The following is a 13,787-nucleotide window of genomic DNA, read 5'->3' as shown; positions in this document are numbered from 1 at the left end:
TCAATATCTCCTCACGCTTGCCCGCCGTCGATCGGCGGGCCGATTTGACGATACAGCGCCTTCAGATTGTTGCGAAACGGCTCGCCGCTCTTCTTGCGCGTGCCCGCGACCGGATCTCCGCCGGCGAGAATCGTGTCGCTCGCGGCCAGCGACAGCTCCATCACGAAGCGCATGCGATCAGACCGCAGCGCCTCGATCTCCGCAAGCCACGCCGCGACGTCACGCACACCGCCCTGATGGCGTTGCGTGATCAGCGCGGCCGCACAGGCGGCATCCTCGATCGCCTGGGTCGCGCCCTGGCCGAGCGTCGGCACCATGCCATGGGCGGCGTCGCCAAGATAGAGCACGTTGCAGTCGGCGGCGCGGTAGAGCAAAACATGCTCCTGCATCCGCGCCCAATGGGTGTCGGCGACGCCATTGCAGAGCTGATCGATCAGCCAGCGCGCCTGGTCGCTCGGCGGCGCCTCGGCCGGGGTATAGGCGGCGCGCAGTGCATCAGGCGCCTTGCGGGCCTCGGGGATCTCCCCCTGGATCGGGAACGTGCCGGCCAGATAGACGTGATCCGGCGGCACGCGGAACGCCAGCAACCGGTTCGGTCCATTGAACCATTGCTCATAATCGTCGATCAGGCCGCGCGAGGTGTCAGGCACCAGGAGGCGCGAGATCGCAACGCCCGTGAGGCGCACCGGCACTTCGCCGGAGATGGTCCGCCGCACATCGGAGTAACGGCCGTCCGCCGCAATCAGGAGATCGATGCCGTCAAGCCGATGCTCGCTTCCATCCTGGCGCCAGGCAAGTCTCGTCTTGCGCGGATCGGCGGCATCGCGGGCGATATGCGTGATCTCGCAGCCATAGGCGACGCTCGCGCCGGCTGCCTCGCGCAACACGCGGTAGAGCTCCGACCAGCGGATACGCCAGCCCGGCCCATCGGCAACGTCCTTGAGCGGCAGATCGAACAGCACGGTGCCGTCGGTGAGCGATATCCGCCAATTGGCCCAGACGAAGCTCGCCGCGGTGATGCGCGCGGCAAGCTCCGGATCGACCGCACGCAGCGCCTTCACCGCGTTCGGCCCGACATTGAGCCCGGTGCCTGCTTCAGAGTGGTCGTCGCGGCTGACCCGCTCGAGGCAGACGACTTCGACGCCGTCGAGCGCTGCAAGCCGCCGCGCCATCACGCATCCCGCGACGCCAGCGCCGATGATGACAATCCGCATCTAGCCAGCCCCTTCCTGCGATGCGATCACGGCGATCAGGCCGCCGCCATCCGGCCCCTGATGCTCGGCGCCTCCAGACACGAAAATGCGTCCATCGCCGATCACGCCGGCCACGAGGCCGGCAACCGCACCTCTTATGTGCCGCTGCGCGTTGATATCGGTGTCGTCGAGCATGGTGTGGCGATGGCCGCGGATCCGGCCGCGCCGGTCCGGCTCGCATTTGACCAGCACCGAGGCAATGCGCGCCCAGTCCGCGGCGGACACCTGCGGGCTGGCCGCGATGCCGAGATCGGCGAGCACGTCGACCACCGCTCCGATATCGAGCGCATCGCTCATGGGCCGGTGCGCGATGCGCAAATTGCCCGCCCAGTTCGGGCTGTTGCCGAGCACCACGACCTCGTTGCTTTCGACCTCGACGCCCGAGGAAATGCTGGCACGCGGCGACTGGATCGAGAAATCGGCGAGCAGCGACGCATCGGTGAAGTCATCCGCCCCGATCTCGGACAGGGCGAGCGCGACGCCAAAGGCGCCGGCGGCGCGCGCAAAGGCCATCGACTTGTTGGGATCGCTGGTGAGCGGTGTCTTGCCGGCGGCGATGGCCGCCGTCGCCCGCGCCACCGTCACGCAGGGGCATTTCACCTGGACGAAATGCACGTCCTCAATCCGTTCGATTCCGGCGTCACTCATTGCGGCACGCACGGTCGCCGCCACGCTCTCGACATGGGCGCGCCGGCCGACCTCTTCGGCCGCCACCGGAGCGCTGAAGGCAGTCCCGATTGCCAGCGCGGACGGATGGTGCTTAGCGGCTTCGCTCTCGCTGACACAGAAGACGCTGTAATGCGGGCTCATCACCCCCTCGGTGCCACCGGAGAGCACGCAGGGGATCTCGCGGATCAGCTCGGCGGCCGGCCGGCCGAGATGCTTCGACAGCAGCGCCATCAGCGTCTGGGTGAAGTAGCCGCGGGTAAAATCGTTGACGCCGCCATTGCCTTCGGTCTTGCCGATGATGGCCGCGACGTCGGCCGCCTTGATCGTGCCGCGCACGATCAGATCATCGAGTTCTGAGAGGTCGCCGGGATGGGCCATCGACAGGCGAAACACGCGTGCTGTTCTCATGCGTCCTCCTGTCGTGTCAGCTCGAACAGCCGGCTCGGGCTCAGCGGAATTTCGAGCAGCTCGACCTTGCGCGAGGTGAGCAGAAGCGCATCCTCGATCGCCTGCGCGAACACCGCACCCACCGGGATGGCTCCCGCCTCGCCCGCGCCCTTGATGCCGAGCGGATTGAGCGGCGACGGCGTCACCGTATGGTCGAGCTCCATGCGCGGCACGTCGAGCGCGGTCGGTAGCAGATAATCGGCGAGCGAAGCGTTGAGGAGCTGGCCCTGATCGTCGAAGGCAAGCTTCTCGAAGAAGGCATTGCCGATGCCCTGCGCCACGCCGCCGTGGATCTGGCCTTCGAGGATCATCGGATTGATCACCGTGCCGCAGTCATGGACCACGACATACTTAAGCACCTTCAGCTCGAAGGTCAGCGGATCGATCTCGACGATCGCGGCATGAACGCCGTTGGCGGTCGCGCCGGAGGGCGGACCGAAATATTGCGTGGATTCGAGCCCCGGTTCGGTGCCCGGCCTCACCGCACCGCGCATCGGATTGGCGCGCTGCGCGAGCTCGCCGAGGCGGATGAACTTTCCCGGGATCCCCGCGATCGACACTTTTCCATCGGCAAGGACGAGGTCCTCCTCGGCGCATTCGAAGGCGTCGGCCGCGAGCTTCAGGGCCTTGCGCCGGACCGCGGCCGACGCCTCGCTGACGGCGTTGCCCGCCACCACGGCACCACGGCTCGCAAAGGTGCCGGCACCCCAGTAGAACTGGTCGGTATCACCGGTGACGATATCGACATCGGAAGGATCGACGCCGAGCTGGTCGGCGACGATCTGCGCGAAGCTGGTGAAATGCCCCTGCCCCTGCGTGCCGATGCCGGTCGCAACGTTCACCTTGCCGTTGGCCTGCACCTGCACCTTGGCGCCCTCATAGGGGCCGATGCCGGTGCCCTCGACGTAGCAGGCGACGCCGATGCCGACGCAGCGTCCCTCCTCGCGAAACTTCGGCTGCTCCTCCTTCAGGAAGCGCTGATATCCGATCGCGTCGAGAGCCTTGGCGAGCACAGGCTCGTAATTGCCGCTGTCGTAGCTGAGCGGCGCAAAGTCCTGGAAGATGATCTCGTTGTTGTATGGAAAGGCGTCTGGTGGAATCAGGTTGCGCCGCCGGATCTCGGCGCGATCGATGCCGAGCTCCCGCGCGGCCAGATCGAGCAGCCGCTCGATCACGAAAACCCCGTGCTGCCTGCCGGCGCCGCGATAGGGCGTGACGATCGGCAGATTGGTGAAGACGGCCGTGAACGTGCTGTCATAGGCCGGGATCACGTAGGGGCCGAGCAGCGTGCACTGGCTATTGATCGGTACCGTCAGGCCGTACGTATTGTAGGCGCCGGTGTCGTGCAGGAAGACGTCCTTGACGCCGAGGATGCGGCCGTCGGCCGCGAGCGCGATTTCGGCGTCGTGAATCTGGCCGCGCTCGTGCGTGGTTGCGACGAAATGCTCGAGCCGGTCCTCGATCCATTTGACCGGACGGTTGAGCCGCATGGAGATCCACGGCAGCGCCACCTCTTCCGGGTAGAACATCATGATCTTCGGCCCGAAGCCGCCGCCGACGAAGGGCGCGATGACGCGCACCTGCCGCTCGCCGAGGCCGAGCATGGCGGCAAGGCCGTTGCGGATGAACACCGGCGCCTGGGTCGTATCCCAGATCGTCATCTGCTGGCCGCGCGCATTCCAATGCGCGACCACACCGCGGGTCTCGATCGGCGAGGAGATGCCGTGCTCGTAGCGAAAGCGGCGCTTGAGGATGATCTGCGCGTTCGCGGCGGCCTTGCGATAGTCGCCCTTGACCTGGTGGACATGGGCCGCGACATTCGAGCCGAGGTCGTCATGGACCGGCGTCGACGAGGACGTCAACGCCTGCTCGATGTCGACGACCGCAGGCAGCGTCTCCAGCTCTACATCGATATCGTCGAGCGCGTCCTCGGCGAGGTAGCGGCTCTCTGCGACGACAACAGCGAGCGGCTCGCCGACATAGCGCACCTTGTCCCTGGCGAGCGGCACCTGAGTGCGCGGATTGAAGGTGCTTCCCGGAATCGGCGGGGGCTGCACCAGAAGCGGACCGGGCTGCCAATAGTCGCCATAGTCCTCCGCAACATAGACCGCGACGACGCCCGGCCGCTTTCTCGCGCGCGATACGTCGATGTGCTTCAGGCGGGCATGCGCAACCTGGCTGCGCAGGAAGGCGACATGCAGCATTTCAGGCAGCTCGACATCGTCGATGAACAGCGCCTGGCCGGTCAGGAGCTTCCTGTCCTCGTTGCGCTTGACCGGCGCGCCGAAGAAGCGGGTGCTCATGGCGCCTCCTCCCGCATCCGCGCGGCCGCATCCATCATCGCATCGACGATGTTCTGATAGCCGGTGCAGCGGCAGAGATTGCCTGACAGCGCCTCTCGCACCTCGTCCTCCGACGGCGATGGATGCTCGTCCAGATAGGCCGTCATGGTCATCAGGATCCCGGGCGTGCAATAGCCGCATTGCAGGCCGTGATGGGCGTGCATCGCCTGCTGCACCGGATGCAGCTCGCCGCTCGCAGACGCCAGCCCCTCGACCGTCGCAAGCGCGTGGCCGTTGGCCTGCACCGCCAGCATCAGACAGGACCGAACCGGATCACCGTCGAGAAGGATGGTGCAGGCCCCGCACACGCCGTGCTCGCAGCCGACATGGGTGCCGGCGAGCCCCAGCTCGTGACGCAGGAAATCGGACAGCAGCAAGCGCGATTCCACCGTGCGCCGATAATAGGTGCCGTTCACCGTGAGCTCGATCTCGTGGTAGTCAGGCTGCATGGCTGATCCGTTGATGAGCAGTGCGGATGGCGCGCTGGACCAGCACGCCGGCCACATGCCGCTGGTAGTCCGGGCTGGCGTGAACGTTGCCCGACGGCGCGATGAGGTCCCGCACGCCTGCGGCGACCCCTTCGACCGCATCGCCCGTCACACGGCTGCCGATCATCGGCAATGCTGCGGCACCAGCATCCACCGGCGTCTCGCCGACGCCGCAGAGCGCGAGCCGCACGCTGGCGCAGCGGCGCTCCTCGTCCAAGGACACGACGGCCGCTACGCCTGCAATGGCAAAATCGCCGCGGCGGCGCGCGATTTCCATGAAGCAGGCGCCGCTGCGCGGGGCCAGGACCGGATAAGTGACATCGACCAGCATCTCGTCGCTGGCGAGGTCGGTGGTGAGCAGGCCGGCAAAGAAGTCGGACGCCGCCACCGTTCGCTCGCCCGCTGCCGACCTGATCCGCATCCTGGCCTGCATGGCGATTGCGAGCGCCGGCAGCTCCGATGCCGGATCGGCGTGGGAGAGATTGCCGCCGATGGTGCCGCGGTTACGAACTTGCGGATGCGCGATATGCGGCAGTGCGTCAGCGAACAGCGGACAGCTCCTGAGGAACTCGCCATCCCGCTCGAGCCCCCTGTAGCGCGTCAAGGCACCGACCCTGACCTGCCCCGCCTCCGGACGATCGATGCCGGAGAGGCTCGTGAGCGCGTTGATATCGATCAGCACCGAAGGCCGCGCCAGGCGAAAATTCATCGCCGGGATAAGGCTTTGGCCGCCTGCGAGAAAGCGTGCTTCGTCGCCATGTTCGGCCTTCAGCGCGAGCGCGTGGTCGAGCGACGATGCCAGGACATATTTGAATGGGGCAGGCTTCATAGGGCTCGCATATCGAGGGCTCGCGCGCTTGTTGCGAAAGCGAACACGAAACTATCTGCTGTGAACAAGGCAAGTCAAAAGTCACCCGCGCGTCAATTGCTTCGAAATCAGACAAAAACCTGCTTATTATGCACTTCGCCTGCGTAAAGATTGGGCGCGCCACGACAAACCGCTTTTGCGACAATATTTCGCATCGCCATGCCAAAGCCAAGTCTCTCCCTATCAGACGAACCGATCGCGGACCCCCGACCGGGGCGGCTCGTCGTCGACGCCCAAAACATCTCGCTGACCTTCGACACCGCCGACGGCCGGGTCGAGGCGCTCTCCAACGTCAATCTGCAAGTCGCCGAGGGCGAGTTCGTCTCCTTCATCGGGCCGTCCGGCTGCGGCAAGACCACGATGCTGCGGGTGATCGCCGATCTGCAGCAGCCTTCGTCCGGCACGCTCACGGTGAACGACATGAGCGCGGAAGCGGCGCGGCTTGCCCGCAGCTATGGCTATGTATTCCAGGCACCGGCGCTGTTCCCATGGCGAACCATCGAGAAGAACCTGAAGCTGCCGCTGGAGATCATGGGCTATTCCGAGATCGAGCAGCAGCAGCGCGTCGAGCGCTATTTGTCGATGGTCAACCTCACCGGCTTCGAGCGCAAATTTCCCTGGCAGCTTTCCGGCGGCATGCAGCAGCGGGTCTCGATCGCACGCGCCTTGTCGTTCGATCCGGCGCTGCTGCTGATGGACGAGCCGTTCGGCGCGCTCGACGAGATCGTGCGCGATCACCTCAACGAGCAGCTCCTCCAGCTCTGGAAGTCGACCGGCAAGACCGTGCTGTTCGTGACCCATTCGATTCCGGAAGCCGTATTCCTGTCGACCAGGATTGTCGTGATGTCGCCGCGCCCGGGCCGCATCATCGACGTCATCGACTGCGATTTCCCGACCGACCGTTCCCTGGAAATCCGCGAGACGCCGGAATTTTTGAAGGTGGCGCAGCGCGTGCGCAATGGCCTGCGCGCGGGGCACTCCTATGACGAATAGCGCGCTCGCCCTGCCCTTGCGTCCCGCGCGCACGCTTCGGGATCATCCCCTGGTCACGCGTTACGCGCCTGTGCTTGCCATGGTGCTGGCGCTTGTCGCGATCTGGTATGTCGCGGCCGTCGCCATGAACTGGTCGCTGGTCCGCGACGGCTTCGAGCGCGAAGAGACACCCTATACTATGAGCGACGTGCTCGCCGGCACCATGGATGCCGAGCGGCCCTTGTTGCCGGCCCCGCACCAGATCGCGGCCGCCTTCCTCGATTCCGTCTTCGGCTATCCGCCGCTGGCGCCGCGCAGCCTGGTCTACCATTCGCTGGTGACGATATCGGCGACCCTGCTCGGCTTCCTGCTCGGCGCGCTGTTCGGGATCGTGCTGGCGCTGCTGATCCTGCACAGCCGCGTGCTGGAGCGCAGCCTGCTGCCCTGGATCATCTGCTCGCAGATGGTGCCGGTGCTGGCGTTGGCGCCGATCTTCATCGTGGTGCTGGGGGCGCTCGGACTGCACGGGCTGCTGCCGAAGTCGATCATCTCGGCCTATCTCTGCTTCTTTCCCGTCACCATCGGGATGGTGAAAGGCTTTGCCTCACCCGATCCGCTCCAGCTCGAACTGATGCGAACGTGGTCGGCGACACCGCGGCAGGTGCTGTGGAAGCTGCGCTGGCCGGCATCGGTGCCTTATCTGTTCGCAAGCCTCAAGGTCGCCGTCACGATTTCGCTGATCGGCGCTATCGTCGCCGAATTGCCGACCGGCGCGGAAGCCGGCATCGGCGCGCGGCTGCTCTCGGGCTCTTACTACGGCCAGACGGTGCAATTGTGGTCGGCGCTGGTGGCCGCCGCTGTCCTCTCCTCCGCCTTGATCGCGCTGATCGGAATGATCGAACGCGCCGTCGGCCGGCGCATGGGGGTGCATTGATGGATCCGCGCAAGCTGAGGCTGGGATTCATCGCCGCGACCGCCGCGCTGGCGCTCGCCTTCGTGCTTCCGCTCGCGCCGCAATCACCGCCTTTGTCGGCTTATGCCGTCGTCCGGTCCATTGTCGGCGCAGCCGCCATCTTGTTCCTGCTGGCCGCCTGGCTGTCGGATCAGCGGGCGACCATTCCCGGTCTTGCCGGCGCGACGCTCGCCGCCACCGCGTCGCTGGTCCTGCTGGACGATGCGGCCGTGGCCGGGACCGCTCGTGCCGGCTTCTGGATGATCGTGATGGCGTGCTGGCTGTCGGCGGCACTCGGTGTGGTCAATCTCGCCGGGACGCATCAACCCCGGGGCAGACGACGGCGCGTGCTCGATCTGCTGGTGCCGCTGCTGTTCGGCCTCACCGTGTTCTATCTCTGGGAGGTCGCGGTGCGCGGCTTCGGCGTGCCGGCCGTGCTGCTGCCATCACCGAGCGCGGCGGCGACGAAATTCGCCCATTCGCTGCCGATCCTCGGCGCCGACTTCGTCCAGACCTTCATACGCGGCGTGCTGGCAGGCTACATCATCGGCTGCGGCGCCGGCCTTCTGGTTGCGATCCTGGCGCACCGCTACGCCTTCCTCGGCCGCGGACTGCTGCCGCTCGGCAACTTCTTTTCGGCGCTTCCGCTCGTCGGCGTCGCGCCGATCATGGTGATGTGGTTCGGCTTCGACTGGCCGTCGAAAGCCGCCGTGGTCGTGCTCGTGACTTTCTTCCCGATGCTGGTCAACGCCATCGCCGGGCTGAATGCGGCCGGCCATATCGAGCGCGACCTGATGCGCTCCTACGGCGCCACCCATGCCCAGGCGCTGGCCAAGCTGCATCTTCCGGCCGCGCTGCCTTTCATCTTCAACGCGCTCAAGATCAACGCCACGCTTGCCCTGATTGGCGCGATCGTTGCAGAGTTTTTCGGAACTCCGACACAGGGTATCGGATTTCGCATCTCCACCGAGGCCGGCCGCATGGCCATCGACATGGTCTGGGCGGAGATCGCGTTGGCCGCCCTCGCCGGAATGGCTTTCTACGGCTTTGTCACGCTGGCCGAACGCGCGACAACGTTCTGGCATCCGTCCTATCGGACCTAGGTCGGCGAGGTCCACGTTGAATTTGGAGTCTTGCATGAAGCACGCATTGGCACTGGCCGCAGGTCTTTCGCTCGGCCTGACGCTTTCGAACGCACAAGCAGCCGAACCCGTCACCATCCAGCTCAAATGGGTCGCCCAGGCGCAGTTTGCCGGCTACTTCGTCGCCAGGGACAAGGGCTTCTACAAGGAAGCCGGCCTCGACGTCACCATCAAGCCGGGCGGCCCTGATGTGGCGCCCCCGCAGGTGATCGCCGGCGGCGGCGCCGACGTGACCGTCGACTGGATGCCGTCCGCGCTCGCCTCGCGCGAGAAGGGCGTGCCGCTCGTCAACATCTCGCAGACTTTCAAGAAGAGCGGCCTGGAGCTGACCTGCCGCGCCGACACCGGCATCAAGAAGCCGGCCGACCTCAAGGGCAAGACGCTCGGCGTCTGGTACGGCGGCAACGAATATCCGTTCCTGTCCTGGATGTCGAAGCTCGGCTTCAAGACCGACGGCTCGCCGGGCGGCGTCAAGGTGATCAAGCAGGGCTTCAACGTCGACCCGATCCTGCAGAAGCAGGCCGACTGCGTCTCGACCATGACCTACAACGAGTATTGGCAGGTGATCGACGGCGGCTACAAGCCGAGCCAGCTCGTCGTCTTCAAATACGAGGACGAAGGCGTCGCAACGCTGGAGGACGGCCTCTACGTGCTGGAGAAGAACCTGAAGGACCCCGCCTTCGTCGCCAAGATGGCGAAGTTCGTGAAGGCCTCGATGAAGGGCTGGGAATATGCCAAGGCGCATCCCGATGAGGCCGTGAAGATCATCCTCGCCGCCGACACGACCGGCGCCAAGACCGAGAAGGATCAGAAGCGGATGATGGGCGAGATCGCCAAGCTGCTTGGCGATGCCGACGGCAAGCTCGACGTCAAGGACTATGACCGCACGGTGGCGACGCTGATGTCGGGCGGTTCCGATCCCGTCATCACCAAGAAGCCCGAAGGCGCCTACAGCTTCGCCGTCATCGAAGCGATGAAGAAGTGACCCGGGGGGAGGACGGCCGCACCGCGTCCCGTCCTCCCTTCATTTCGCGACCGCTCATTCAATCGAACCCTCCGGACGGACATCCCCATGAACTGGACGACGAAGACGCTCGCGGCACTGCTCCTGCTTGCGAGCATGGCCGGGCTCGCAGATCCCGCGCGAGCGCAGGACAAGGTTTCGGTCGGCGTCTTCCCGCTCAGCTCGTCCCTGCCCTATTTTGTCGCGCTCGAGCGCGGGTTCTTCAGGGAGCAAAACATCGAGCCGGAGATGACCAAGCTGATGGGCGGGCCGGCCAATGTCGCGGCGCTCATGACCAATCAGATTGAGGTGTCCGCCGTCCTCGTCACGATCGAGGGGCTGAACGCCAACGTCAAGAAGCCGGGCGTTGCGATGTACATCGCGCTCAACAGCCAGACCAAGACCTGGAAGATGGAGCAATTCGTCGTTCGCAACGGCTTTCCCGCGAACTCGATCGCCGACCTCAAGGGCGCCAAGCTGATGTCGGCGCCGGGACCTGCCAACCTGAACACCGCCAAGGCCATCCTTGCCAAGAATGGACTGAAGGACGGTGACTACACCATCGATCAGCTCGACATGGGCCAGCACGTCAATGCGATGACCTCGGGCAGCTTCGACGGCGGATACACGCTCGAGCCGAATGCATCCATGATGATCAAGGCCGGCGTCGCCCGCTCGCTCGAGGCGGGCGTGATCTCGAAATACATCCTGGGCAGCGAAAGCGCCAATGCCTACGCGGCCGGCTGCGCGGTGACCAGCGACTTCGTCCAGAAGCGGCCGGATGTCGCCAAGCGCTTCGCTGCGGCCTGGGCCAAGGCGATCGCATTCATCAACGCCAATCCGGACGAGGCCCGCAAGCATCTCGCCAAGAACACCTTCACGCCCGATAACGTCGTCGACATGGTGCCGATGCTCGGTTACGTGATGGCATCGGACATGAGCAAGGAGCAGATCGCCGACCTGCAAACGCTGGCGGATTTCGGCGCGTCGATCGGCGTCATCCCCGAAAAGGTCGACGCCACCAAGTTCCTGCAGAAGTTTTGAGCCCCGCGTGAGCAGCGCCGTCCCGAGCCGGCCGACCGGCACCCACGACGAGTCGCACAGGACCGCGCCTCACGTCACTATCCGCGGACTTTGCAAGGGTTACACCGATGCCGTCATCTACGACAATTTCGATTTCGACATTCCTCGCGGCAAGCTGATTTCGGTGTTCGGGCCGAACGGATGCGGCAAGAGCACGCTGATCAACATGATCGCCGGCCTGGTGCCGATGGACGCGGGCGAAGTGCTGTTCGACGGCCGGCCGGTCAGCAAGGTCAAGTTCGGCTATGTCTTCCAGAACTATCGCGAAGCGCTGTTCCCCTGGCTGCGCGCCTTCGACAACATCGCCTACCCGCTCAAGCTGATGGGCATTGCCAAGCGCGAGCGCGACCGGCGCGTCGAGCGCCTGGTCGCGCATCTCGGCGTCAAGGTCGATCTGTCGCTCTATCCCTATCATTTGTCCGGCGGCCAGCAGCAGCTGGTCTCGATCATGCGCGCGCTGATCGTCGAGCCGGAAATCCTGTTCCTGGACGAGCCGTTCTCCGCGCTCGACTATGAAATGACGCTGTTCATGCGCGAGCAGCTGCAGCGCGTGTTCATGGAGACGGCGACGACCATGGTGCTGGTGTCGCACGACCTCGAGGAGGCCGTCTATCTGTCCGACCATGTTCTGCTGCTGTCGCGGCATCCGGCCCGTGTTGTCGAATTCGTTCCGTTCGACGCCCCCCGGCCACGAACCGATCGCACCATGTCCGACCCCGGCTTTGTCGCCACCAAGGCGCATTGCCTGAAACTATTCCAGCGCGAGGTGCATCGCGGATGAAACGCGCCAATGCCCTGCTGCCGCTCGTCGGCATCGCCATCCTGCTGGCGATCTGGTCGCTGGTCAGCTTCCTCAAGCTGGTCGATCCGGTGCTGTTGCCCTCGCCGCTTGCGACTTTCCGCACGCTCTGGGAGGGCATGCAGTCCGGCAAGCTCGGAGTGGACTTCGTCCGGACGGTGGTGCGGACCATCACCTCGACGGCGATTGCCGCCGTCATCGCCATCCCGCTCGGCATCGTGCTCGGCTCATCCGAAAAGGTCTACCGCTCGGTCGAATTCCTGATCGACTTCTTCCGTTCGACGCCGGCCTCGGCGATGTTCCCGCTGTTCCTGGTGCTGTTCGGCGTCGGCGACCGCACCAAGATCTCGGTGGCGGCGTTCGGCGCGGCCCTGGTGATCCTGTTCAACGTCGCCTATGGCGTCATGAACGCGCGCAAGACGCGGCTGTTGGCAGCCAAGGTGATGGGCGCGTCGCGTGCGCGCGTCCTGTTCGACGTCATGCTCAGGGAATCGCTGCCACAGACCTTCGTCGGATTGCGCAACGGCGTGTCGCTGGCGCTGGTCATCATCGTCGTCGCCGAGATGTTCATCGGCTCGACCGACGGCCTCGGCCAGCGCGTGTTCGAGGCCCAGCAGCTGTTCGACATGCCCGCGATGTATGCCGCCATCTTCGCCGCAGGCGCGCTGGGCTATTCGCTCAACCTGATCTTCCTCGTCATCGAGCGCCGCTTCGTCCACTGGGCCGGACGCTGATCGCCTGCGGAAAGCGATCGGAAAGACGCGTCGGAACGCGTCAAGCAGCCCAGTGGTCACGGTGAAATCTGACCGCTCGCCAAGTCTATTGCCAAGCCTATTGCCGAGGCTCTGAAAAAGCTGGAGCGGGTGAAGGGAATCGAACCCTCGATTCAGCTTGGAAGGCTGTGGCTTATTCATGGGCGCGAGAGACTTAGCTGTAAAGTACGCCTCCGGTGGAGGCCGCCTTCCCGGATCGGGTACGGGCGTGAGATGGTTTGCGCATTAATTCGCAAGCAAATGAGCAAACGTGACGACGGTTACGGTTCTGTCCGGTCCTGAGCGGCGACGGCGGTGGACGAGTGCCGAGAAGCTCCGGATCGTGGAGGAGAGTCTGGCTCCTGGGGCAAGTGTTGTCGAAGTTGCTCGACGACATGACGTTCACCGCAATTTGGTTACGGCCTGGCGGCGGCAGGCGCGGACCGGCGTCCTCGCTTGCGGGCCCGAGCCGATGCAGCGGCAGGACGATAAGGTCCGTTTTGCGGCAGTCTCCATGGCGCCAGACCGGCAACCGTTGACGGCGCCCTCCGGAAGCTGCGGTGCGATCGAGATTGAGTTCGCTGCCGGCGCTCGGATGCGGATCACCGGTGCGGTTGACGCGGCGACACTAAGCGCAGTCGTGGCGGCGCTGACTGATGGACGGCCGCGATGATCCCGTTGCCGGCCGGCGTGCGGGTATGGCTTGCGACCGGCCATTCCGACATGCGGAAGGGCTTTCCGTCGCTGGCGTTGCAGGTTCAGGAGATCTTGCATCGCGACCCGCTGGGCGGCCACCTGTTTTGCTTTCGCGGTCGCCGCGGCAACCTGCTGAAGGTGATCTGGCATGACGGCCAGGGCGCCTGCCTGTTCACAAAACGCCTTGAGCGCGGCCGCTTCATCTGGCCGAGCCCGGCCGAGGGTGTGGTGACGATCTCGTCGGCGCAGCTCGGTTATCTCTTGTCCGGAATCGACTGGCGGCACCCACAGGAGACGTGGCGACCGACGTCGGTCGGATGA

The 13,787-nt window shown here is 65.1% G+C and carries 14 protein-coding genes; 9 read left to right on the top strand and 5 right to left on the bottom strand.

The window, feature by feature from the left end; all coding sequences use genetic code 11:
* Positions 1–11: 11 nt before the first annotated feature.
* The 5 genes from XH80_RS15590 to XH80_RS15570 are packed head-to-tail and all read right to left on the bottom strand — an operon-like array spanning position 12 to position 6,028.
* Positions 12–1,214, bottom strand: coding sequence for an FAD-dependent oxidoreductase (locus tag XH80_RS15590; RefSeq protein ID WP_271599311.1), 1,203 nt, complete (start codon positions 1,212–1,214; stop codon positions 12–14).
* A complete protein-coding gene (locus tag XH80_RS15585) occupies positions 1,215–2,330 on the bottom strand; it encodes a ring-opening amidohydrolase (protein WP_271599310.1) in 1,116 nt (371 codons plus the stop codon).
* Positions 2,327–4,672 carry a xanthine dehydrogenase family protein molybdopterin-binding subunit gene (locus XH80_RS15580; RefSeq protein WP_271599309.1) on the bottom strand — a complete coding sequence of 782 codons (2,346 nt, stop codon included), beginning with the start codon at positions 4,670–4,672 and terminating at the stop codon, positions 2,327–2,329. The genes XH80_RS15585 and XH80_RS15580 overlap by 4 nt, the downstream gene beginning before the upstream one ends.
* Entirely contained in the window at positions 4,669–5,160 is a 492-nt protein-coding gene (locus XH80_RS15575) for a (2Fe-2S)-binding protein (protein ID WP_271599308.1), read from the bottom strand. Before XH80_RS15575 ends, XH80_RS15580 begins: the two co-directional genes overlap by 4 nt.
* The gene (locus XH80_RS15570) at positions 5,150–6,028 is read right to left on the bottom strand and encodes an FAD binding domain-containing protein (RefSeq protein ID WP_271599307.1); all 879 of its coding nucleotides are present in this window, start codon (positions 6,026–6,028) and stop codon (positions 5,150–5,152) included. The genes XH80_RS15575 and XH80_RS15570 overlap by 11 nt, the downstream gene beginning before the upstream one ends.
* Positions 6,029–6,226: 198 nt before the next feature.
* On the opposite strand from XH80_RS15570, the gene XH80_RS15565 reads away from it, so the two are divergent.
* The 9 genes from XH80_RS15565 (at position 6,227) to tnpB (ending at position 13,787) form a co-directional block, all read left to right on the top strand.
* Positions 6,227–7,060 carry an ABC transporter ATP-binding protein gene (locus XH80_RS15565; protein WP_271599306.1) on the top strand — a complete coding sequence of 278 codons (834 nt, stop codon included), beginning with the start codon at positions 6,227–6,229 and terminating at the stop codon, positions 7,058–7,060.
* Positions 7,050–7,973 carry an ABC transporter permease gene (locus XH80_RS15560; RefSeq protein WP_333932405.1) on the top strand — a complete coding sequence of 308 codons (924 nt, stop codon included), beginning with the start codon at positions 7,050–7,052 and terminating at the stop codon, positions 7,971–7,973. Before XH80_RS15565 ends, XH80_RS15560 begins: the two co-directional genes overlap by 11 nt.
* A complete protein-coding gene (locus tag XH80_RS15555; RefSeq protein WP_271599305.1) occupies positions 7,973–9,094 on the top strand; it encodes an ABC transporter permease in 1,122 nt (373 codons plus the stop codon). The genes XH80_RS15560 and XH80_RS15555 overlap by 1 nt, the downstream gene beginning before the upstream one ends.
* A 34-nt stretch (positions 9,095–9,128) precedes the next feature.
* The gene (locus XH80_RS15550; RefSeq protein WP_271599304.1) at positions 9,129–10,118 is read left to right on the top strand and encodes an ABC transporter substrate-binding protein; all 990 of its coding nucleotides are present in this window, start codon (positions 9,129–9,131) and stop codon (positions 10,116–10,118) included.
* 87 nt (positions 10,119–10,205) lie between these two features.
* On the top strand, positions 10,206–11,180 hold the full coding sequence (locus XH80_RS15545) for an ABC transporter substrate-binding protein (RefSeq protein ID WP_271599303.1): 975 nt from the start codon (positions 10,206–10,208) through the stop codon (positions 11,178–11,180).
* A 7-nt stretch (positions 11,181–11,187) separates the two neighbouring features.
* Positions 11,188–12,000, top strand: coding sequence for an ABC transporter ATP-binding protein (locus XH80_RS15540; RefSeq protein ID WP_057745759.1), 813 nt, complete (start codon positions 11,188–11,190; stop codon positions 11,998–12,000).
* On the top strand, positions 11,997–12,752 hold the full coding sequence (locus tag XH80_RS15535) for an ABC transporter permease (RefSeq protein ID WP_057745763.1): 756 nt from the start codon (positions 11,997–11,999) through the stop codon (positions 12,750–12,752). Before XH80_RS15540 ends, XH80_RS15535 begins: the two co-directional genes overlap by 4 nt.
* A gap of 289 nt (positions 12,753–13,041) precedes the next feature.
* Positions 13,042–13,443 (top strand): IS66-like element accessory protein TnpA, encoded by a 402-nt coding sequence (gene tnpA, locus XH80_RS15530; RefSeq protein ID WP_271599302.1) that lies wholly within the window; start codon positions 13,042–13,044, stop codon positions 13,441–13,443.
* Positions 13,440–13,787: an IS66 family insertion sequence element accessory protein TnpB gene (gene tnpB / locus XH80_RS15525; RefSeq protein WP_271599301.1), complete on the top strand. Its 348-nt coding sequence runs from the start codon at positions 13,440–13,442 to the stop codon at positions 13,785–13,787. The genes tnpA and tnpB overlap by 4 nt, the downstream gene beginning before the upstream one ends.

This window comes from Bradyrhizobium sp. CCBAU 45384 (genome assembly GCF_028128665.1).
In the GTDB taxonomy this organism is placed as follows: domain Bacteria; phylum Pseudomonadota; class Alphaproteobacteria; order Rhizobiales; family Xanthobacteraceae; genus Bradyrhizobium; species Bradyrhizobium manausense.
The sequence above is the reverse complement of the archived record's forward strand: the minus strand, read 5'-3'. Positions and strand labels throughout refer to the sequence as shown.